This window comes from Nonomuraea pusilla (assembly GCF_900109355.1).
GTDB lineage: Bacteria > Actinomycetota > Actinomycetes > Streptosporangiales > Streptosporangiaceae > Nonomuraea > Nonomuraea pusilla.
In genome coordinates, this window is sequence record NZ_FOBF01000010.1 from 112,218 (window position 1) to 131,853 (window position 19,636).

The following is a 19,636-nucleotide window of genomic DNA, read 5'->3' on the forward strand; positions in this document are numbered from 1 at the left end:
CCGTCGCCCAGCCTCACCAGTCCGTCTCTCACCAGCGCGTCCCTCACCGGGCCCGGGTGGCCGACAGCTCGGCCCGTACGGCGGGGGTGAGCACCTGCCCCGCGCGCTCGACCAGGACCGTCATCTGGTACGCGACCAGCCCCATGTCGCAGTCGGGCGCGGCCAGCACCGCCAGGCAGGAGCCGTCGCTGATGGACATCACCAGCAGCAGGCCGCGCTCCATCTCCACGAGGGACTGGGTCACCGCTCCCCCCTCGAACACCCTGGCCGCGCCGTGCGTCAGGCTGACCAGGCCGGCCGCGACGGCGGCGAGCTGGTCGGCGCGGTCCTTCGGGAACCCGTGGGAGAAGGCCATGGGCAGGCCGTCGGCGGAGACGACCACGGCGTGCGCCACCCCGGGGACGTCGTCGACGAAGCCGCTCACCAGCCAGTTGACGTCTCTGGCACCCTGGCTCAGTTCGTGCATCAGTCCTCCTCTAGCTCGGCGCGGCCCTTGCGCACGCCCTGCTGGTAGCTGGCCAGCCTGCTGCGCAGCCGGTCGGGGGACGGGGGCGGGGCCGGGGGCGGGGGCGGCGGCGTGGCCGCCACGCCGGGGACGAGGTTCGCCTTCGGCGTCCGCTTGGGCAGTCCCGAGCCGGTGGTGCCGTCCATCACCGGCTGCTCCGCCGCGCCGGCGGCGCGCCAGCCCTGGTCGGCGGGTGACGACCAGCCGGGGTCCCGGTGGTCCTGGGTCGCGGCGGGCTTGGTGAACCAGCCCGTCTCGACCTCGGAGAACCCGGGCGGGAAGTCGTCGGCGGGGAGGTGCGAGGGCTCCTGCGGCCCCGGACGGGCGGGCCCGGACGGCGCCGCAGGGGGCAGGTCCGGCATGGACGTCTCCCCGGAGTACGTGTGCGGCGAGCTGAACCAGGAGGACGGCTCGGGCGTGGGCAGGTCGAAGGAGGGGTGGCCGGGTCCCGGCGTGGAGGGCGTCCCGTACGCCGCCCCGCCCGTGAGGCCCCCCGGCTGGAGGCCCCCAGGGTGGAGGCCCCCACCCTGAAGGCCCCCAGCCGGAAGGCCGCCCGGCTGGAGGGTTCCCGGCGTCGGGTCGTGCGTCGGGTCGTGCGTCGGAGCCGCCAGCGGTGCGGCGACGGCGTGCCGGGGTCCCCCGGCCTCCGCCATCCCCGGCATCCCGCCCATGCCGGACGTCCCCGCCATCCCGGGCATCCCAGGTGCTGCGGGCACCGGCGCCAGCAGGACCTCCGGCAGGAGCACCATGGCGGTCAGCCCGCCGACGTCGCCCCGCCGCAGCAGCACCCTGATGCGGTGGCGCAGGGCGAGCCTGCCGACCACGAACAGTCCCATGCGGCGCGACGCCGACACGTCCACGACGGGCGGGTTGGCGAGGCGGTCGTTGGCCTGGGCCAGCTCCTCCTGGCTCATGCCGATGCCGTTGTCGGTGACCGACACCATCAGCCCGCCGCCGTCGATGCGGCTGCTGCTGATGACCACCTTGGTGTCGCCGGGCGAGAACGACACGGCGTTCTCGACCAGCTCGGCGAGCAGGTGGACGACATCCGTGACGGCCTGGCCCGCGATGGCCACCTCGGAGTGCGCCTGGGCGCTGACCCGGTCGTAGCTCTCCACCTCGCCGACCGCCGCGCGCACGACGTCCATGAGCTCGACCGGCTCGCTCCACTTGCGCGCGGCCTCCTGCCCGGCGAGGACGAGCAGGTTCTCACTGTTGCGCCGCATGCGGGTGGCCAGGTGGTCGAGCTTGAACAGGTCGCCGAGCCTGGTGTCGTCGCGCTCGCCGCGCTCCAGCCGTTCGATGAGCGTGAGCTGCCGTTCGACGAGGGTCTGGCTGCGCCTGGAGAGGTTGACGAACATGGCGTTGACGTTGGCGCGCAGCCTGGCCTCGTCGCCGGCGAGCCTGACGGCCTCCCTGTGCACCTCGTCGAAGGCGCGGGCGACCTCGCCGACCTCGTCCCTGGTGAAGACGCCGATGGGCGGCACGTCGGGAGTGGTGGCGCCGTCCCGCGACTCGCGCAGCTGCTGGACGAACTCCGGCAGCCGGCGTCCGGCGATCTCCAGTGCCTCGCCGCGCAGCCTGCGCAGGGGCCGTACGAGCGACCTGGCGACGCCCGTGGTGATCAGCAGGACGGCCACGAGCAGGGCGAGCACGGCGCCCGCGGTGACGAGGGCCTGGCCGCGCTCGCCGGAGCTCAGCGTCTCGCTGTGGCCGACGATGCCGTCGGCCTGGCGCCGCTCGACCTGCCGCATGGCGTCGACGACGACGGTCGCCGCGTCGAACCACTCCTTGGCGTCGTCGCGGGCGGACAGGTCGAGCCCGCGCAGCGGCAGCCCCCTGGTGGCCCTGATGAGCACGAGCTCGCGCAGGAACAGCATGCGGTCGGCGGACTGGCCGTTGACGGTCTCGTCGAAGAAGCGGCGTTCCCCGGCGGTGGCCTCGGCGGCGAAGTCCCTGCGCTCGGCCGTCTCCCTGGACAGCTCGCCGAGGAAGGTCCTGAGCTGCGCCTGGTCGAACGCGCCCTCGGCGAGCGCGACGGTGACGAGGGCCTGCTGGAGCGACAGGCTCTCCTTGGCGCGGGCGAGGCCGTCGAGCATGCGGCTCTGGCGGAACAGCTCGTCGTCGGTGCTGCCCTTGATGAGCTCGCCGTGGATCGACAGCAGGTTGTCGATCACGGTGGTGTAGAGCTCGACGGCGGCGCCGGGCAGGAGGTTGGCCTCCAGGGCCTGCTGGCGGAGCCCGGCGAGGTCGTCCAGGCGGCTGAGCATGTTCTCGATCTGGTCGGCGGTGCGCCCGGTGACCTCGCCGGCCACCTGGTGCGCGGTGGCGCGCACCTCGCTGACGGACTGGTCCACCGCGGACATCTGGCTCCTGACCGTGCCCAGCAGGCTCTCGGGGCGTTTGCGGGCGATGAACCAGGACGTCCGCGCGCGTTCGGCGGACAGCAGGTGGGTGAGCTCTCCCACCTGGGCGGACAGGCGGGCCAGGCGGTTGGTGGCCGCGTAGTCGGAGGCGGCGCCGGTGGAGGTGAACACCTGGATGCCGCCGAGCAGCACGGCCGCGGTGGTGGGGACCAGAATGAGGGCGACGAGGCGTGCCCGGACCCGCCAGTTGCGCAGCCGCCAGTTTCCCTCGGCTGACTGCCGTTCGCCCAACTCTGTACTCACCGAACGCAACCTCTCGCCCGAATCGGCGTATATGAGGGGTTCCGGACCCCGGGGGAAATCAGCAAGTGCCGGGTAATTGGAACACATCCCACCCAGTACGGCCAATCGAACATAACGCGACAAAAGTTGATTCATGTGACTGGAGAGCAGAGAACCTGGAGCCCCTACTTCGAAATGATCAAGAGAGAAATAAACCCCTCATGCGATCAGTGTCCACTTATGGGTGATTAGCGCGTTCCAACTGCGTAACGCCGGAGGAGCACGCAGGTCTCTGGAGAGTCACACCATTGAGCTTTGCCTAATGCACGCCATATGTTGTGGCCCGTCATAAACGAGGAGGCGAGTGTGCGGGATTCTCCCGACAGCGCGGCCATCACCGTCGAGGGCCTTTGGAAGATCTTCGGCGCCGGGGCGCACCGGGTGCTCGGCGGCGACGACAGGCACCTCGACCCCGCCGCACTGCGAGAGAGGACCGGGTGCACCGCCGCCGTCCGCGACGTCAGCTTCGACGTGCGCCCCGGCGAGGTCTTCGTCGTCATGGGACTGTCGGGCAGCGGGAAGTCCACGCTCGTCCGGTGCCTGACCCGCCTGGTCGAGCCGACCGCCGGGGAGATCAGGATCGGCGGCGAGGACATCGCCCGCGCCTCCCCCGCGCGGCTGCGCGAGATCCGCCGCCACCGGGTCAGCATGGTCTTCCAGCACTTCGGCCTGCTGCCGCACCGCCGGGTCGTCGACAACGTGGCGTACGGGCTGGAGATCCAGGGCGTGGGCAGGGCGGCCAGGCACGCCCGCGCCGCGGAGATCCTCTCCCTCGTCGGCCTCGACGGCCACGCCGGCGCCTACCCCGACCAGCTCTCCGGCGGCATGCAGCAGCGGGTCGGCCTGGCCAGGGCGCTGGCCGTCGACCCGCAGGTGATGCTGTTCGACGAGCCGTTCAGCGCGCTCGACCCGCTGATCCGCCGCGACATGCAGGCCGAGGTCGTCCGCCTGCACAGGGAAGTGGGCAAGACGATGGTCTTCATCACCCACGACCTGTCCGAGGCGCTCAAGCTCGGCGAACGCATCGCCATCATGCGCGACGGCTCGATCGTGCAGGTCGGCACGGCCGAGGAGCTGGTGGGCTCGCCCGCCGACGACTACGTGGCCGACTTCGTGCGCGACGTCCCGAGGAGCCACGTCCTGACGCTGCGCAGGATCAGCCGTGAGCCCGAGCCGGGCGAGCCGCTGGACGGGCCCGAGCTGCCCGCCGCCACGCTCGTCAAGGACGCGCTCGAAGCGGCGTCGGTCTCGTCCCGCCCGATCAGGGTGGTCGACGGCGGCACGCTCGTCGGCGTCGTGGACCGGGTGGACCTGCTGGCGTTCCTGTCCGGCCGGGACCTGACGGAGCGGGCGGGCGCATGACCACCCAGCAGCGGCTCCCCGCCCCGGTGGAGGTCACGGCGGCCGGCACGGCCGAAGGCGCGGCGTCACGTGGCGGGCTGCCGCGCTGGGCGTGGTACGCGGGCGCGGCGGCGCTGCTGGCGGCCGCGTACGCGGTCTTCCGCGGCACCGGGACACTGCCCCACGACAAGGAGGCCCCGCAGTTCCTGGCCGTCACCGAGCTGCGCGAGTGGATCGACGACCAGCGGGACCTCAACCCGGTGTTCCTGTACTTCCTCAACTACGTCCGCCTCTACGTCGCCGAGGTCCACGGGCTCTTCCAGACGGTGCTGAACGCGCTCGGGTGGCCGGGGCTCGTCGGCGTCATGGGCGGCATGGCCTGGCTGGCGGGCGGGTGGCGGGTGGCGCTGCTCGCCGTGGCGGGCGTGGGCTCGTTCGGCGTGCTGGGGCTGTGGGAGTCGAGCGTGGAGACGCTGGCCCTGGTCGGGGCCTCGGTGCTGCTCTCGCTGGCGATCGGGGTGCCGCTCGGCGTCTGGGCGGGCCTGTCCCGCCGCGTGCGGGGGCTCGTCACGCCGGTGCTGGACGTCATGCAGATCATGCCGACGTTCGCCTACCTGGCGCCGCTGGTGCTGTTCTTCCACATCGGCGCGCCCGCGGGGGCGATCGCCACGATGATCTACTCGATCCCGCCCGCCATCCGCATCACGTCGCTGGCGATCCAGGAGGTCTCCCCCGCCGCCGTGGAGGCGTCGGCATCGCTCGGGGCGACCCCGGCGCAGACGCTGTTCAAGGTGCGCCTGCCGCTGGCCAGGCCCAGGATCGCGCTGGCGGCCAACCAGACCGTCATGATGGCGCTGTCGATGGTCGTCATCGCGAACCTCATCTCGGCCCCCGGCCTGGGCGGCGACATCATCCGCGGGCTGTCCAGGGCGCAGGTGGGCCTCATGCTCCCGGCGGGCGTGGCGATCGTGGTCACGGCGGTGGTGCTCGACCGGATGCTCTCGGCGCTCGCCCGGCGCGGCCCCCGCTCCCGTGCCGGCCGCCTGGACCTGGCCGCCGCCGGGGCGCTCGCCGCCGCCGGGCTCGCGCTCACCCCCGTGCTGCCCGCGACCTGGCCGCAGGAGTGGACGGTGAACCTGGCCGCGCCGGTGAACGAGGCCGTCCACTGGGTCGAGTCCACCTGGTACGGCGCCACGACGTTCGTCAAGGACCTCACCTCCCACGCCCTGCTGAACCCGCTGGAGGGCCTGCTCACGACCGCCCCCTGGTGGCTCGTCGCGCTCGCGGTGCTGGCGCTCGCCTGGCGGGTGAGCGGCGCGCGGCCCGCGCTGACCGCGCTCGGCTGCCTGCTCGCGATCGCGCTGCTCGGCCTGTGGGAGCACGCCATGCAGACGATGACGACCGTCGCCGTGGCGGTGCTCGTCACGCTGGTCCTCGGCCTGCTGCTGGGGGTGGCCGCGGCCCGCTCGCCGCGGTACTCGGCCCTGCAGCGGCCCCTGCTCGACGCGGCCCAGACCATGCCCGCCTTCGTCTACCTGCTGCCCGCGCTGGCGCTGTTCGGCAGCACCAGGTTCACCGCGATCTTCGCGTCGGTCGTCTACGCGGTGCCGCCCGTGGCCCGCCTGGTGGAGGACGGCATCAGGGCGGTGCCCGCCCCGGTGGTGGAGGCCGCCCTGTCGGCCGGGTCCACGCCGGGCCAGCTCCTGTGGAAGGTGCAGCTGCCCATGGCCAGGCGGGCCATCCTGCTCGCCGCCAACCAGGGCATCGTCATGACGCTGGCGATGGTCGTCGTAGGCGGCCTGGTCGGCGCGGGCGCGCTCGGCTACGACGTCGTCGTCGGCTTCTCCCAGCGGGCCGACTTCGGCATGGGGTTCGTCGCCGGCGTCGCCACGGTCCTGCTCGGAGTCATGCTCGACCGCATCACGCAGGGCGCCGACGGGCGCCCGTCCCCCCGGAGAAGGAAACTCACATGAAGATTCGCCTGCTCGCAGGCCTCCTCGTGCTCGGTATGGCCGCCGCCGGCTGCGGCGGCGCCACGGTCGGCACCCCTTCAGGCTCGGCGGCGCCGCAGCCCGGCGGCGGCTCGGCCGCCCCCGGCTCGGCGGGCACCGTGAAGATCGCGATCAACCCCTGGGTGGGGTACGAGGCCAGCGCCAACGTGGTCGCGTACCTGCTCAAGAACGAGCTGCACTACGACGTCGAGCTGCCCGAGATCAAGGAGCAGCTCGCGTGGGAGGGCTTCGAGACCGGCGACGTGGACGTCATCATCGAGAACTGGGGCCACCCCGACCTGAAGAAGAAGTACGTCGAGGAGAAGAAGGTCGCGGTCGAGGCGGGCTCGACGGGCAACAAGGGCGTGATCGGCTGGTACATCCCGAAGTGGATGGCCGACCAGTACCCGGACATCACCGACTACAAGAGCCTCAACAAGTACGCCCACCTGTTCAAGACCTCCGAGTCGGGCGGCAAGGGGCAGCTGCTGTTCGGCGACCCGTCGTACGTCAGCAACGAGGAAGCCCTGATCAAGAACCTCAAGCTGGACTACAAGGTCGTCGTCGGCGGCAGCGAGGCGTCGCTGATCAAGGGTGCCCAGCAGGCGCAGGAGCAGAAGAAGCCGCTGCTGTTCTACTTCTGGGACCCGCACTGGCTGTTCAACAAGACCCAGCTGGTCCGGGTCAAGCTGCCGGAGTACACCGAGGGCTGCGACGCCGACCCGAAGAAGGTCGCCTGCGACTACCCGGAGATGGACCTCGACAAGGTCGTCAGCAAGCGGTTCGCCGACACCGGCGGCAAGGCGTACGAGCTGGTCAAGAACTTCCAGTGGACGAACGAGGACCAGAACGCCGTGGCCAACGACATGACGAACAACGGCATGACCGGCGAGCAGGCCGCCAAGAAGTGGCTGGACGCCAACACCGCCAAGTGGCAGGCGTGGCTGCCGAAGTGACCTCCCCCTCCTGACCGCACCCCTTGTCGGGCCGGGCCTCCGCCACGGGGCCCGGCCGCGGAGACCTCTCATGCGTACGAAGACGCTCGCCGTGCCCCTGGCGGTGGCGCTGCTCCTGTCGGCCTGCTCGGGCGAGGAGCCGGCGCCGGCCGCCGGGTCGAAGGGCACGGTCAACATCGACATCCACGGCTGGGTCGGCTACCAGGCCCAGGCCGCCGTGCTGGCCTACCTGCTGGAGCACGAGCTGGGCTACCAGGTCAAGACGCGGGAGATGAAGGAAAGCGATTCCTGGAGGGATTTCGAGAGCGGCAAGGTCGATGTCATCGTCGAGAGCTGGGGGCACGAGGACCTCAAGCAGGAGTACATCGAGAAGCGGAAGGTCGCGCTGTCCGCAGGGCTCACCGGGAACAAAGGGGTGATCGGGTGGTATGTCCCTGAGTGGATGGCCAAGGAATATCCCGACATAACCGACTATCGGAATTTGAACAGGTATGCCCACCTGTTTCGGACCGACAAAACCGGAAATGCCGGACAGGTTCTGGATGGCGACCCCTCATTCGTGACGAACGACGAGGCCCTCATCAAGAACCTCAAGCTCAATTACCGGGTCGTCTACTCCGGCGGCGAGGACGCCCTCATCAAGGCCGCGCAGTACGCGACCCGCAACAAGAAACCGCTGCTCATGTATTTCTACGAGCCGCAATGGCTGTTCACCAAGGTCAAGCTGGTCAAGGTGAACCTGCCGCCGTACGCCGTCGGCTGCGACCGCGACCCGGCCGCGGTCGCCTGCGACTACCCGCCGTATCTGCTCGACAAGATCGTCAGCCGGGGCTTCGCCGAGCGCGGCGGCAAGGCGTACGAGCTGGTGCGCAACTTCACCTGGACGAACGACAACCAGAACGCGGTCGCGAGCAACATGATCAACAAGAGGATGACCGCCGAGGAGGCCGCCAGGCAGTGGGTGGCCGAGAACAAGATCATCTGGAAGGACTGGATGCCCCGGTGAGCTTCGACTACGTCATCGTGGGCGGCGGCTCCGCCGGCTGCGCCCTGGCCAACCGGCTCAGCGCCGACCCGTCGGTCTCCGTCCTCGTCCTGGAGGCCGGCCGCCCCGACCACCTCTGGGACGTCTTCATCCACATGCCCGCCGCGCTGATGTTCCCCATCGGCAGCCGCTTCTACGACTGGAAGTACGAGTCCGAGCCCGAGCCGCACATGGACGGCCGGCGCATCTACCACGCCCGCGGCAAGGTCCTCGGCGGGTCGAGCAGCATCAACGGCATGATCTTCCAGCGCGGCAACCCCCTCGACTACGAGCGCTGGGCCGCCGACCCCGGCATGAAGAACTGGGACTACGCGCACTGCCTGCCGTACTTCAAGAAGATGGAGACCTGCCTGGCCGAGCCCGGGTCGGACTTCCGCGGCGGCTCCGGGCCGCTCAAGCTGGAACGCGGCCCCGCCCGCGGGCCGCTGTTCGAGGCGTTCTTCGAGGCCGTGCAGCAGGCCGGGCACCCGCTCACCGACGACGTCAACGGCTACCGCCAGGAGGGCTTCGCCGCCTTCGACAGGAACATCCACCGGGGCCGGCGCCTCAGCGCCGCCCGCGCCTACCTGCACCCGGTGCGCCACCGCCGCAACCTGACGGTCAGGACCCGCGCCTTCGTCGAGCGGATCCTGTTCGAGGGCACGCGGGCCGTCGGCGTCGTCTGCGACGGCGAGCGCGTCGACGCCGGCGAGGTCGTCCTGTGCGGCGGCGCGATCAACTCGCCGCAGCTCCTCCAGCTGTCCGGCGTCGGGCCGCGCGCCCTGCTGGAGCCGCTCGGCATCGACGTGGTGCACGACCTGCCGGGCGTCGGCGAGAACCTCCAGGACCACCTGGAGGTGTACGTCCAGCACGCGTGCAGGCTGCCGGTGTCGCAGCAGCCCTCGCTCGCCCTGTGGCGCAGGCCGTTCATCGGCGCGAACTGGCTGTTCCTGCGGCGCGGTCCGGGCGCCACCAACCACTTCGAGGCCGGGGGCTTCATCCGCTCCAACGACGACGTCGCCTACCCGAACCTGATGTTCCACTTCCTGCCGATCGCGGTGCGCTACGACGGGTCGGCGCCCGCGGGCGGGCACGGCTACCAGGTGCACATCGGCCCGATGTACTCCGACGCCCGCGGCTCGGTGCGGATCAGGTCGAAGGACCCGAGGGAGAAGCCGGCGCTGCGCTTCAACTACCTGTCCACCGACCAGGACCGCCGCGAGTGGGTGGAGGCGATCAGGCACGCCAGGGCGATCCTGTCCCAGCCGGCCTGGGCCGATCTCGACGGCGGCGAGATCTCCCCCGGCCCGTCGGTGCGCACCGACGAGGAGATCCTCGCCTGGGTCGCGAGGGACGGCGAGACCGCGCTCCACCCGTCCTGCACGTGCCGGATGGGCGTGGACGAGATGGCGGTGGTCGACCCCGAGACCATGCGCGTGCACGGGCTCGACGGGCTGCGCGTGGTGGACGCCTCGGTGATGCCGTACGTGACCAACGGCAACATCTACGCCCCGGTGATGATGCTCGCCGAGAAGGCGGCCGACCTCATCCTCGGCAACCCGCCCCTCCCACCCGAGCCGGTGGAGTTCCACCGGCACCGCCCCTAACGGTCCAGGCGCCGGTAGAGCCGTGCCGACAGGGTGAAGAAGACGGCCGTGATCAGCAGCGGCCAGGCCACGGCCATGGGCACGGCGTGCTCGGCGATCCAGGAGCCGCCGCCCCAGCCCGGGTTGCCGAAGAGCTGCCTGGCCGCCGCGACCGTGGACGACAGCGGGTTCCACTCGGCGACGGCGCCGAGCCAGCCCGGCATCGTGGACGGCGCGACGAACGCGTTCGACAGGAACCCGACCGGGAACTCCAGGGTCTGCATCACGGTCACGCCGCCCGGGTTCCTGATGAGCAGGCCGAGGTACACGCCGACCCACAGCAGGGAGAAGCGGAGCAGGAGCAGCAGGCCGACGGCGGCGGCCGCCCCGGGCAGGTCCGACGGCCGCCAGCCGACCGCCAGCCCGCAGGCGAGCAGGGCCGCCAGCATGAGCACGGAGTTCAGCATGTCGGCGACGGCCCGGCCGACCAGCACCGCCGAGGGCGCCATCGGCATGGACCTGAACCGGTCGGTGACGCCCTTCGCGGCGTCTGCGGTGACGGCCGTCGTGGTGATCGTCAGGCCGAACAGCATCGTCATGCCGTACATGCCGGGCATGAGGAAGGTGAAGTAGCCGGCGCCCTCGGGGACGTCCACCGCGCCGCCGAACAGGTAGCCGAACACGAGGGTGATCAGCACGGGGAACGCGGCCCCGAAGACGACCGTCAGGGGCTGGTTGGCCCAGTGGACCAGGTCGCGCCTGGCGACCGTCCAGCCGTCGGCCAGGGCCCGGCCGAGGCGTGTCAGGGGGCCGTCCAGGGCGGGTGCGGCGATGGTCATCGGACTCCTTCCTCCGTTCGCTCGGGACTCCCGGCCCTCTCCCGCGCCGCGTCGGCGGCCCCGCCGCCGGTTAGGGTCAGGAAGACCTCGTCCAGGGTGGGGCGGCGCAGGGCGACGTCCTCGACCTCGACCCCGGCGTCGGCCAGCGCGGCCAGCACCTCGGTCAGGACGCGCACCCGGACGCCGCCCGCGCCCTTCGGCCCGGCGACGGGCGCGCTGACCCTCCGCGTGTGCGGGTCGGTCTCCACCGGGCCCGACGCCGCGCCCGCCGCGATCGCGGCGGCCTCGGCCAGCCGCTCACCGTCTAGCACCACCAGGTCGAGCCGGTCGCCGCCGAGTTCGGCCTTCAGCTCGCCCGGCGTGCCCTCGGCCACGACGCGGCCCCGGTCGACGACGCAGACCCGGTCGGCGAGCCGGTCCGCCTCCTCCAGGTACTGGGTGGTCAGCAGCACGGTCGTGCCGTCCGACACCAGCTCGCGCACGCGGTCCCAGATCTCCGCCCGGCTGCGCGGGTCGAGGCCGGTGGTGGGCTCGTCCAGGAAGAGCACGGGCGGGTCCACGATCATCCCGGCCGCGAGGTCGAGCCTGCGCCGCATGCCGCCGGAGTACTCCCCCGCCGGGCCGTCGTGGTCGAGGCCGAACCGTTCGAGCAGCTCGGCGGCCCGCGCCCTGGCCCGCGCCGCTCCCAGGTGGTGCAGCCGGCCGAACAGCTCCAGGTTCTGCCTGCCGGTCAGCAGCTCGTCCACGGCCGCGTGCTGGCCGACGAGGCCGATGCTGCGCCGCACCTGGGACGCCTGGGTGACCACGTCGTACCCGGCGACGGACGCGCGGCCCGCCGTCGGCCGCAGGAGCGTGGTGAGGATGCGGACCGCCGTGGTCTTGCCCGCGCCGTTCGGCCCGAGCAGCCCGCACACGGCGCCGCGGCCCACGTCCAGGTCGATGCCTTGGAGCGCCGTGTGCTTCCCGTACGTCTTGCGCAGTCCCCGCGCGACGAGCATGCCGCCTCCCTCTTGCCGTACGCCGTACCGTACAGCTTACGGTAACGCACGGACAAGCGTACGTTGTACCGTACGGAGGTGACCGTGGAGTACTCGGGGAAGGGCGACCCCGCCCGCAGCCTGGCCCTGCTGTGGCGCACCAGCGAGCGCGCCAGCCGCAAGGGCAAGCCGGAGCTGAGCGTCGACCGCATCGTGCGCGCCGCCATCGACGTGGCCGACGCCGAGGGCCTGCAGGCGCTGTCGATGCGCCGCGTGGCCGAGAAGCTGGGCGTGGGGACGATGTCCCTCTACACGTACGTGCCGGGCAAGCCGGAGCTGCTCGACGTCATGCTCGACACGGTGTACGGCGAGACCGCCAAACCCGACGACGTGCCAGGGGGCTGGCGGGCCAGGCTGGAACTGATCGCCAGAGAGAACTGGTCCCTCTACCTGCGCCACCCGTGGCTGCTGCAGGTGGCGGTGAGCCGCCCGGTGCTGGGCCCGAACGTCACGGCCAAGTACGACTACGAGCTGCGCGCCGTCGACGGCATCGGCCTGTCGGACCTGGAGATGGACTCCGTGATCACGTTGATCACCGGGTTCGTCCACGGCACGGCGCGCGGCGCGGTGGAGGCCGCGCAGGCGGAGAGCCGCACGGGCCTGACCGACGAGCAGTGGTGGGCCGCGCACGCGCCGTTCTTCCACCGCATCGCCGACCCCGCCAGGTTCCCCGTGGCGGCCAGGGTCGGCCAGGCGGCCGGCGAGGAGCTCGGCGCCGCCTACAGCGCCGAGCACGCCTTCGAGTTCGGGTTGCGGCGGGTGCTCGACGGCATCGAGGCCCTGGTCGAGCAGCGCGCCGAGGGCTGAGCCCGCGGGCGGGCCGGCGGGCGGACCGGCCCCGCCCGGCGACGATCGGCTAGTACGCGGGCGCGGCCCGCAGCCGCACGACGTGCTCGACCAGCGCGATCAGCGTCGCCTTGACCGACTCGCGGTTGCGGGCGTCGGTGCGCACGATCGGGACGTGCGGACCCAGCGCGAGCGCCTCACGCACCTCCTCGTCGGAGTGCATGAACTGCCCGTCCCAGCCGTTGACGCCGACGACGAACGGCAGCTTGGCCTCTTCGAAGTAGTCGATGGCGGGGAAGCTGTCGGCCAGCCGCCGCGTGTCGAGCAGCACCACCGCGCCGATGGCGCCGCGCACCAGGTCGTCCCACATGAACCAGAACCGGTGCTGGCCGGGCGTCCCGAACAGGTACAGGATCAGGTCACGGTCGAGCGAGAGCCGGCCGAAGTCCATGGCGACGGTCGTGGTCTGCTTGTTCGGCGTCATGCCGAGGTCGTCGATGCCCGCGGACGCGTCGGTCATGACCGCTTCCGTCGTGAGCGGCAGGATCTCGGACACCGCCCCCACGAACGTCGTCTTCCCGACGCCGAACCCGCCCGCCACGACGATCTTCGTCGACGTGAGGCCGGGGCTAGAGCCTGCGAAGTCCACTGAGCACCCTTTCGAGCATGTTGAGGTCTGGCTGTCCCTGGCTGAGGCGTGGCTGGTGCAGGCGGACAAGCCCTTCGTCGGACATGTCCGCCACAAGCACCCGGGCCACGCCCAGCGGGACGCGGAGCAGGGCCGAGATCTCGGCGACCGACCGGAACGAGCGGCAGAGCTGCATGATGGCCTCCTGCTCGGGGGTGAGCAGGGCCATCTCGTCGTCCGGGATCGACATGGACGAGATCAGCGTCTCCATCGCCAGGTGGTAACGCGGCTCCGAACGGCCGCCGGTCACCGCGTAAGGCCGGAACAGGGGCTCCTCGTCCCCTGCTCCGTCACTGCCGTACACGGCCTGCTCCCGTCAGTTCCATCACATCACCGCGTCCTGGCGGCCTGGAGTTCCGCGCGCAGGGCCGGCGTCAGCGCCTGCCCCGCCCGGTCGACCAGCAGCGTCATCTGGTACGCGACCAGCCCCATGTCGCAGTCGGGACCGGCCAGCACCGTGAGCACGGAGCCGTCGCTGATCGCCATGACGAGAAGCAGCCCGCGCTGCATCTCGACCACGGTCTGCGTCACCGCGCCGCCCTCGAACACCCTGGAGGCGCCCACGGTCAGGCTGAGCAGTCCGGCCGACACGGCGGCCAGCTGGTCGGCCCGGTCCGGCGGGAAGCCCTCCGAGGCGGCCAGGCACAGGCCGTCGGCCGAGACCACCACCGCGTGCGCCACTCCGGGAGTGTTGCGCACGAAGTCGGTGATCAGCCAGTCGAACCGGTGCGCCTCATGGCTAAGGGTTGTCACGCATCCTCCCCAGCGGGACGCTCACTCACTCTGTTCCTCCTGTCCACGTACTTCCTGGCGGCCCCGCCGCACCCCCTGCTGGAAACTGGCCATCCGGTTGCGGATCCGGTCCGCCGACACGGGCGGAGCCGGCGCCTGCCGTTGCTGTTGCTGCGCGGGCTGGCTCGCCGAACCGGGCACCAGGTTCGCCTTGGGGGTGCGCTTCGGAAGCCCGGCGGCGGTGATGCCGCCGAGACTGGGGTCGCTGGCGGCGGCCGCCGCGCGCCATCCGGCGTCCGCGGCCGTTCGCCACGCTTCCTCCCCAGAGGGTACGGCTTGCGGGGGGCTGGCCTCATCTTCGGAGCCCTGCGCCGCCTGCTCCTCCAGCGGCCTGCGGAACCAGGCCGACTCCACCGAGGCGAAGATCGGGAGGAACTCCTCCTGGTCGTGCTCCAGCGGCGACACCTCGACCGAGGGCGCCGGGGGTTCCGGCCTGCGCACGTCGTTGGTGCCGTACGAGGGCGGGACCTGCACGTTCGGGCCGGAGGGGCCCCGGCCGTCCGGCGCCTGCGCGGGCGGCGGCGTCGGGAACCCGCCCTCCCCGGCGGCGGGGAACGGCGGGAAGGAGCCGCCGCCGGACGGGTACGACGGGAACGACCCGCTGTCGGTCCCGGACCTGAACCGGCGGTACGTCCCGCCGTCGGTGTCGGCCGTGAAGCCGTTCACGCCCGGGTCGGAGGCGTACGCGCCGGGACGCGCCGCGCCGGGATCGGACGGGTACGCGCCGGGACGCGCCGCGCCGGGATCGGAGGCGAACGCGCCGGGACGCGCGGGGCCGGGGGCGGCGTCGTGCGGCGGGGAGTCCTGCCGGGGCGCGGCGCCCGGCCCGCTGTCGAAGGACAGCGGGCCCGGCCGCGAGCCGTTGGTGTACCCGGTCGGCCGTGCCGCGCCCTCGAAGGAGTCGAAGCTGTTGAACGACCGGAAGGTCCCGTTCTGCGACACCGGCGAGGCGGGCACCGGCACGTGGCCGCCGCCGAACGCCGGCCGCTGCGGCAGCGGCTGCTGCGCGCCGTCGGGGATCAGCGCGGGCGGCAGCAGCACCATGGCGATCAGGCCGTTGTCGTCGCCCCTCCTGAGCTGGACGCGGATGCCGTGGCGCAGCGCCAGGCGGCCGACCACGAACAGGCCCATGCGCCGCGACACCGACACGTCCACGACGGGCGGCTCGGCCAGGCGGCGGTTGGCCTCGGCCAGCTCCTCCTCCGTCATGCCGATGCCGGTGTCGCTGACCGAGAGCAGCGCGCCGCCGCCCTCGATGAGGCTGCTGGAGACCACGACCTGGGAGTTGTTCGGCGAGAACTGGATGGCGTTCTCGACCAGCTCGGCCACCAGGTGCACGAGGTCGTTGGCTGAGCTGCCGACCACGGAGATCGCGCGGTGCACCTTGACCTGCACCCGCTCGTAGCCCTCGACCTCCGACAGCGCGGCGCGCACCACGTCGATCAGCTTGGCCGGCTGGCTGCGCCTGCGGGTGGCCTCGTGGCCCGCGAGGACCAGGAGGTTCTCGGAGTTGCGGCGCATGCGGGTGGCCAGGTGGTCGAGCTTGAACAGGTCGGCCAGCCTGGTGCCGTCCTGCTCGCCCTTCTCCAGGCCGTCGATGAGGGAGATCTGCCGTTCGACCAGCGTCTGGGTGCGGCGCGAGAGGTTGACGAACATCGAGCTGATGTTGCTGCGCAGCTCGGCCTCCTCGCCGGCCAGCCGCACCGCCTGGCGGTGCACCTGGTCGAAGGCCCTCGCCACCTCGCCGATCTCGTCGTTGCCCTCGATGCCGATCGGCTGCACCTCGCCGGCGGTGTCGCCGGAGACGCGCAGCTTGCGCACCACGTCGGGCAGGCGGAAGCCGGCGATCTCCAGGGCCTCGGTGCGCAGCCGGCGCAGCGGGCCGACCAGGGAGCGGGCGATCGCGACGGTCAGCAGCAGCACGACGAGCAGCAGCGCGAGGATCAGCGCGCCGGCGATGATCGCGGCGCGCAGCTCGTACTCGCGCAGTTCCTGGCTGCGCAGGCTCACCCTGTCGGCGAGCTCCTTCTCGATGTCGTGCAGGACCTCGATGGTGACGGTGTTGTTCTGGAACCAGTCGTCGCGGGCGGTGGCCTGCTGCGAGATCAGGTTGTCGTTGAGCGTCGCGCCCGGGGTCTTGCCGCTCGCCAGCGTGACCGCGCGGGACTTGGTGAGCTGCGAGTTGACGTACTCGGGGCGGCCCATGAGGGCCTTGGACAGCTTCTGGCCGATCTCGGGCCCCGCCTCGGCGCCGACCGTGGCGATGTCGCCCTGCTCGCGGGCGTTGGAGGCGATGAACCGCTCGACCTCCTTGGCGTCCACACTGGCCGGGGCGTACGAGGCCCTGAGCAGCTGGATGCGCTGCCGGGAGATCTCCTCCTTGGCCTGGGCGAGCGCGCTCAGAGCCCGCATGTTGCCGACGATCTGCGAGTCGTCGGCCATCAGGGTCAGCTCGTCGTGCAGCTTGAGCAGGGTGTCGGCGACGAAGTCGTACCTGATGGTGTCCTGCGTGCCCTCCGCCCTGACCTTCGACAGCCGGCCGAGGTCGTAGAGGGCCTGCTGGGCGGCGTGGGCCACGCGGACGCCGTACGAGTCGTCCATCGCCTCCAGGTCGGAGCGCACCACGGCGGTGAGCCTGTCGACGGTGGCCTTGCTCTGGCTGAGCCGCTGGGCGAGCTTCTTGCGCAGCTGCTTGGAGACCGCCGACCAGCCGGCCGTGTCACGCTCCAGCCCGAGCGCCTGCAGCAGGTCGCGCAGGTGCGTGGCCTGCTGGGCGGCGGTGGCGGTGCGGTCGTAGGCGGCGACGCTCTGCACCGAGGCGGTCACACGGGCGCCGGCCAGCACGACGGCGGCGACGGTGGGGACCAGGATGAGTGCGGTCAGGCGCCACTTGACGCGCCAGTTGCGCAGGGCCAGCCGTGGCAACGGCCGCTTCCTGCGATCCCGTCGCCCCCCGGCGCCGCTGTCGGAGATCCCCGTTGTCACTGCTCGCTACCCCTCAATCGTCCCCGTTCCGGCTACGGGCCACAAAGCCGTCCACAAGGTATCCGCAGCACCTCACGTACCAGGCATTTCGGACAAAATCGTTACAAAGGTGACCGTCAGTTGTGTGCTGTTGGTTACCGCAGCGCGGCAAGAACCCGATCGCGGACCTGTGTCCGCTGCGCGTCGTCGCTGAGGGGGCGTCCGGCGCGGTCCACCACGTAGAAGACGTCCACCGCCTCCGCGCCGAGAGTCTCCACGCGGGCGGCTCTCACGTCAAGACCGCACGCGCCGAAGGCACGGCCGATCCGCCACAACAGACCCGGCCTGTCATGGGCCCTGACTTCCACCACGGTGGCCGTCGCGGAGGCGTCGTCCACCAGCGTCACCCGAGGTGGAGCCACAGGTACGCGGGGCGGCCTCATGGACCGCGCGCGCCGCGCCAGCCGCTGCTCGATGTCAAGACGGCCGGCAAGGACGAGCCGGAGGTCCGCCTCCAGGGTCGCGGGGTCGGGAGGCGAGCCGTACTCGGGGACGACCGAGAACTCGATCACCGACGTCGAGCCCGCGGACGCGGCGGACGCCGAGCGGACGACGAGGCGGTGGGCGGCCAGCACGCCCGCCGCGCTCCACAGCAGCCCCGGCCGGTCGGGCGCGACCACCGTGACGGCCCCCCTGTTCACCCTGACGGCGCCGCCGCCGTGCCGGGCGAGCGCGGCCTGCTCCGCCGAGAGCGTCGGCGCCTTCGGCGGCGGCGACCCGGCCAGCACCGACCTGACGCGGCGCACCAGGTCCGCGACCAGCCCGGCCTTCCACGCGTTCCACGCGGCCGGGCCCGTCGCGTGGCCGTCGGCGACCGCCAGCGCGGCGAGCAGCTCCAGCACCTCGCGCGAGCCGACCGTCGCCGCGACCTTCTCGATCGTCACCGGGTCGTCCAGGTCCCTGCGGGTGGCCGTCTCGGGCAGCAGCAGGTGGTGGCGCACGACCGTGGCCAGGACCTCGACGTCGCGCGGCGGCAGGCCGATCCTGGCGGCGATGTCGCGTACGACCACCTCGCCCGTCGCCGAGTGGTCGCCGGGCCAGCCCTTGCCGACGTCGTGCAGGAACGCCGCGATCAGCAGCAGGTCGGGACGCGACACCTCGCGCGTGTGGCCCGCCGCGTCGGCCGCCGCCTCGATCAGGTGCCTGTCGACGGTGAACCGGTGGATCGGGTTGCGCTGCGGGCGGTGCCGCACGCGCTCCCAGTCAGGGATCAACTTGACAAGGACGCCCGCCTGGTCGAGCTCCTCCCAGACGGGGACCGCGGCACGTCCCGCGCCGAGGATCGACACCAGCGCGTCGCGGGCCTCGTCCGGCCACGGCACCGGCATCGGAGCCGACTGAGCCGCGAGAACCGAGACGGTGGCGGGCGCGAGCGGCAGCCCCGAGTCCGCCGCGGCGGCGGCGGCCCGCAGCACGAGCACCGGGTCCCTGCGGGGGTCGGCGCCCCTCGCGAGCACCACCTCGCCGCCGTGCTCGACCACGCCGTCGGCCAGCGGACGGCGCCCCCGCGGCACCGGCCCTGACAGGTACCTGTCAACCGTGCGCCAGGTCGCGTCGAAGGCGTGCGCGATCGTGCGCCCGGCCTCGGCGAGCCTGCGCATGAGCGCCTCGGCGTCGAGCAGCCCGAGCAGGCCCGCCACCGCGTCCTGTTCCTGGAGCACCAGCCGGTCGGCGGCCCGCCCGGTGACGACGTGCAGGGCGTGCCTGACGTCGAGGACGAACTCGTACGCCTCCCGCGCCCGGGGCCCCGGCGCGGAGGCGACCCAGGCCGCCGCCACGGCCTGCATCGCCTGGACGTCCCGCAGCCCGCCGCGGCCGTCCTTCAGATCCGGTTCGAGGAGGAAGGCCAGCTCGCCGCTCGCCTGCGCCCGGCGGTCCGCCGCCTCGCGCAGCTCGCCCAGCCGCCGCCTGGAGTCGGCCCGCCACCCGGCGAGCACCGCCTCCCTGGCCTTCCTGGTCAGCTCGGGGTCGCCCGCCACGTGCCTGGCCTGGATGAGGCCGAGCACCGCCTTCAGGTCCTGCCCGGCGACGGCGACGGCCTCCTCCACCGTGCGGACCGAGTGGTCGAGCCCGAGCCCGGAGTCCCAGACGGGGTACCAGACGCGGTCGGCGACCCGCGCCACGTCGGCCCTGCCGTCGTGGAGGAGCACCAGGTCGAGGTCGCTGCCGGGAGCGAGCTCGCCGCGTCCGAGGCTGCCGACGGCGACCAGGGAGACGCGGCCGCCGGAGGCCGCGGTGCGGAACAGGTCCCTGAGCCAGCGGTCGACCTCGGCGACCCGGTCCTTGCGGGCCGCGGCGAACGAGCGGGCCTCTCCCCTCACCTGCGCCGCCCCCTCGCCGTGCTCTGCGCGGACCCCGT

General features: G+C 72.2%; 15 protein-coding genes. 6 read left to right on the forward strand and 9 right to left on the reverse strand.

Annotated elements, in window-relative coordinates; genetic code table 11:
- Positions 1–43: 43 nt before the first annotated feature.
- Together BMX74_RS21725 and BMX74_RS21730 are read right to left on the reverse strand one after the other, a co-directional pair.
- Positions 44–466 carry a roadblock/LC7 domain-containing protein gene (locus tag BMX74_RS21725; RefSeq protein WP_055507197.1) on the reverse strand — a complete coding sequence of 141 codons (423 nt, stop codon included), beginning with the start codon at positions 464–466 and terminating at the stop codon, positions 44–46.
- On the reverse strand, positions 466–3,174 hold the full coding sequence (locus BMX74_RS21730; RefSeq protein ID WP_091102421.1) for a sensor histidine kinase: 2,709 nt from the start codon (positions 3,172–3,174) through the stop codon (positions 466–468). Before BMX74_RS21730 ends, BMX74_RS21725 begins: the two co-directional genes overlap by 1 nt.
- A gap of 312 nt (positions 3,175–3,486) precedes the next feature.
- On the opposite strand from BMX74_RS21730, the gene BMX74_RS21735 reads away from it, so the two are divergent.
- The 5 genes from BMX74_RS21735 (at position 3,487) to betA (ending at position 10,132) form a co-directional block, all read left to right on the forward strand.
- Positions 3,487–4,575, forward strand: coding sequence for a quaternary amine ABC transporter ATP-binding protein (locus BMX74_RS21735; protein ID WP_055507193.1), 1,089 nt, complete (start codon positions 3,487–3,489; stop codon positions 4,573–4,575).
- Positions 4,572–6,527, forward strand: coding sequence for an ABC transporter permease (locus BMX74_RS21740; protein ID WP_091102423.1), 1,956 nt, complete (start codon positions 4,572–4,574; stop codon positions 6,525–6,527). The genes BMX74_RS21735 and BMX74_RS21740 overlap by 4 nt, the downstream gene beginning before the upstream one ends.
- The gene (locus BMX74_RS21745; protein ID WP_055507191.1) at positions 6,524–7,501 is read left to right on the forward strand and encodes an ABC transporter substrate-binding protein; all 978 of its coding nucleotides are present in this window, start codon (positions 6,524–6,526) and stop codon (positions 7,499–7,501) included. The genes BMX74_RS21740 and BMX74_RS21745 overlap by 4 nt, the downstream gene beginning before the upstream one ends.
- Positions 7,502–7,571: 70 nt before the next feature.
- On the forward strand, positions 7,572–8,507 hold the full coding sequence (locus tag BMX74_RS21750) for an ABC transporter substrate-binding protein (RefSeq protein WP_055507189.1): 936 nt from the start codon (positions 7,572–7,574) through the stop codon (positions 8,505–8,507).
- Entirely contained in the window at positions 8,504–10,132 is a 1,629-nt protein-coding gene (gene betA / locus BMX74_RS21755; protein WP_177227465.1) for a choline dehydrogenase, read from the forward strand. Before BMX74_RS21750 ends, betA begins: the two co-directional genes overlap by 4 nt.
- Here betA and BMX74_RS21760 read toward each other — a convergent pair.
- Positions 10,129–10,950 carry an ABC transporter permease gene (locus BMX74_RS21760; protein WP_055507187.1) on the reverse strand — a complete coding sequence of 274 codons (822 nt, stop codon included), beginning with the start codon at positions 10,948–10,950 and terminating at the stop codon, positions 10,129–10,131. The two genes, betA and BMX74_RS21760, sit on opposite strands and share 4 nt — an antisense overlap.
- On the reverse strand, positions 10,947–11,948 hold the full coding sequence (locus tag BMX74_RS21765) for an ATP-binding cassette domain-containing protein (protein ID WP_055507185.1): 1,002 nt from the start codon (positions 11,946–11,948) through the stop codon (positions 10,947–10,949). The genes BMX74_RS21760 and BMX74_RS21765 overlap by 4 nt, the downstream gene beginning before the upstream one ends.
- A 78-nt stretch (positions 11,949–12,026) precedes the next feature.
- Here BMX74_RS21765 and BMX74_RS21770 point away from each other — a divergent pair, with 78 nt between their 5' ends.
- On the forward strand, positions 12,027–12,794 hold the full coding sequence (locus BMX74_RS21770; RefSeq protein WP_055507183.1) for a TetR/AcrR family transcriptional regulator: 768 nt from the start codon (positions 12,027–12,029) through the stop codon (positions 12,792–12,794).
- Between the two features lie 49 nt (positions 12,795–12,843).
- Here BMX74_RS21770 and BMX74_RS21775 read toward each other — a convergent pair whose 3' ends face one another.
- The 5 genes from BMX74_RS21775 to BMX74_RS21795 form a co-directional block, all read right to left on the reverse strand.
- A complete protein-coding gene (locus BMX74_RS21775) occupies positions 12,844–13,422 on the reverse strand; it encodes a GTP-binding protein (RefSeq protein WP_055507181.1) in 579 nt (192 codons plus the stop codon).
- Entirely contained in the window at positions 13,403–13,765 is a 363-nt protein-coding gene (locus tag BMX74_RS21780) for a DUF742 domain-containing protein (RefSeq protein ID WP_055507179.1), read from the reverse strand. The genes BMX74_RS21775 and BMX74_RS21780 overlap by 20 nt, the downstream gene beginning before the upstream one ends.
- Before the next feature lie 26 nt (positions 13,766–13,791).
- Positions 13,792–14,214, reverse strand: a complete 423-nt coding sequence (locus tag BMX74_RS21785; protein WP_043616017.1) for a roadblock/LC7 domain-containing protein — start codon at positions 14,212–14,214, stop codon at positions 13,792–13,794.
- Positions 14,215–14,235: 21 nt separating this feature from the next.
- Positions 14,236–17,178 (reverse strand): sensor histidine kinase, encoded by a 2,943-nt coding sequence (locus BMX74_RS21790; RefSeq protein WP_055507177.1) that lies wholly within the window; start codon positions 17,176–17,178, stop codon positions 14,236–14,238.
- Between the two features lie 194 nt (positions 17,179–17,372).
- Entirely contained in the window at positions 17,373–19,598 is a 2,226-nt protein-coding gene (locus BMX74_RS21795) for a [protein-PII] uridylyltransferase (RefSeq protein ID WP_091102425.1), read from the reverse strand.
- Between the last annotated feature and the right edge of the window lie 38 nt (positions 19,599–19,636).

Coding starts and splice junctions, on each gene's coding strand:
- BMX74_RS21725 (WP_055507197.1), bottom strand. CDS start 466: ATGCACGAACTGAGCCAGGGTGCCAGAGACGTCAACTGGCTGGTGAGC.
- BMX74_RS21735 (WP_055507193.1), top strand. CDS start 3,487: ATGTTGTGGCCCGTCATAAACGAGGAGGCGAGTGTGCGGGATTCTCCC.
- BMX74_RS21740 (WP_091102423.1), top strand. CDS start 4,572: ATGACCACCCAGCAGCGGCTCCCCGCCCCGGTGGAGGTCACGGCGGCC.
- BMX74_RS21745 (WP_055507191.1), top strand. CDS start 6,524: ATGAAGATTCGCCTGCTCGCAGGCCTCCTCGTGCTCGGTATGGCCGCC.
- BMX74_RS21750 (WP_055507189.1), top strand. CDS start 7,572: ATGCGTACGAAGACGCTCGCCGTGCCCCTGGCGGTGGCGCTGCTCCTG.
- BMX74_RS21760 (WP_055507187.1), bottom strand. CDS start 10,950: ATGACCATCGCCGCACCCGCCCTGGACGGCCCCCTGACACGCCTCGGC.
- BMX74_RS21765 (WP_055507185.1), bottom strand. CDS start 11,948: ATGCTCGTCGCGCGGGGACTGCGCAAGACGTACGGGAAGCACACGGCG.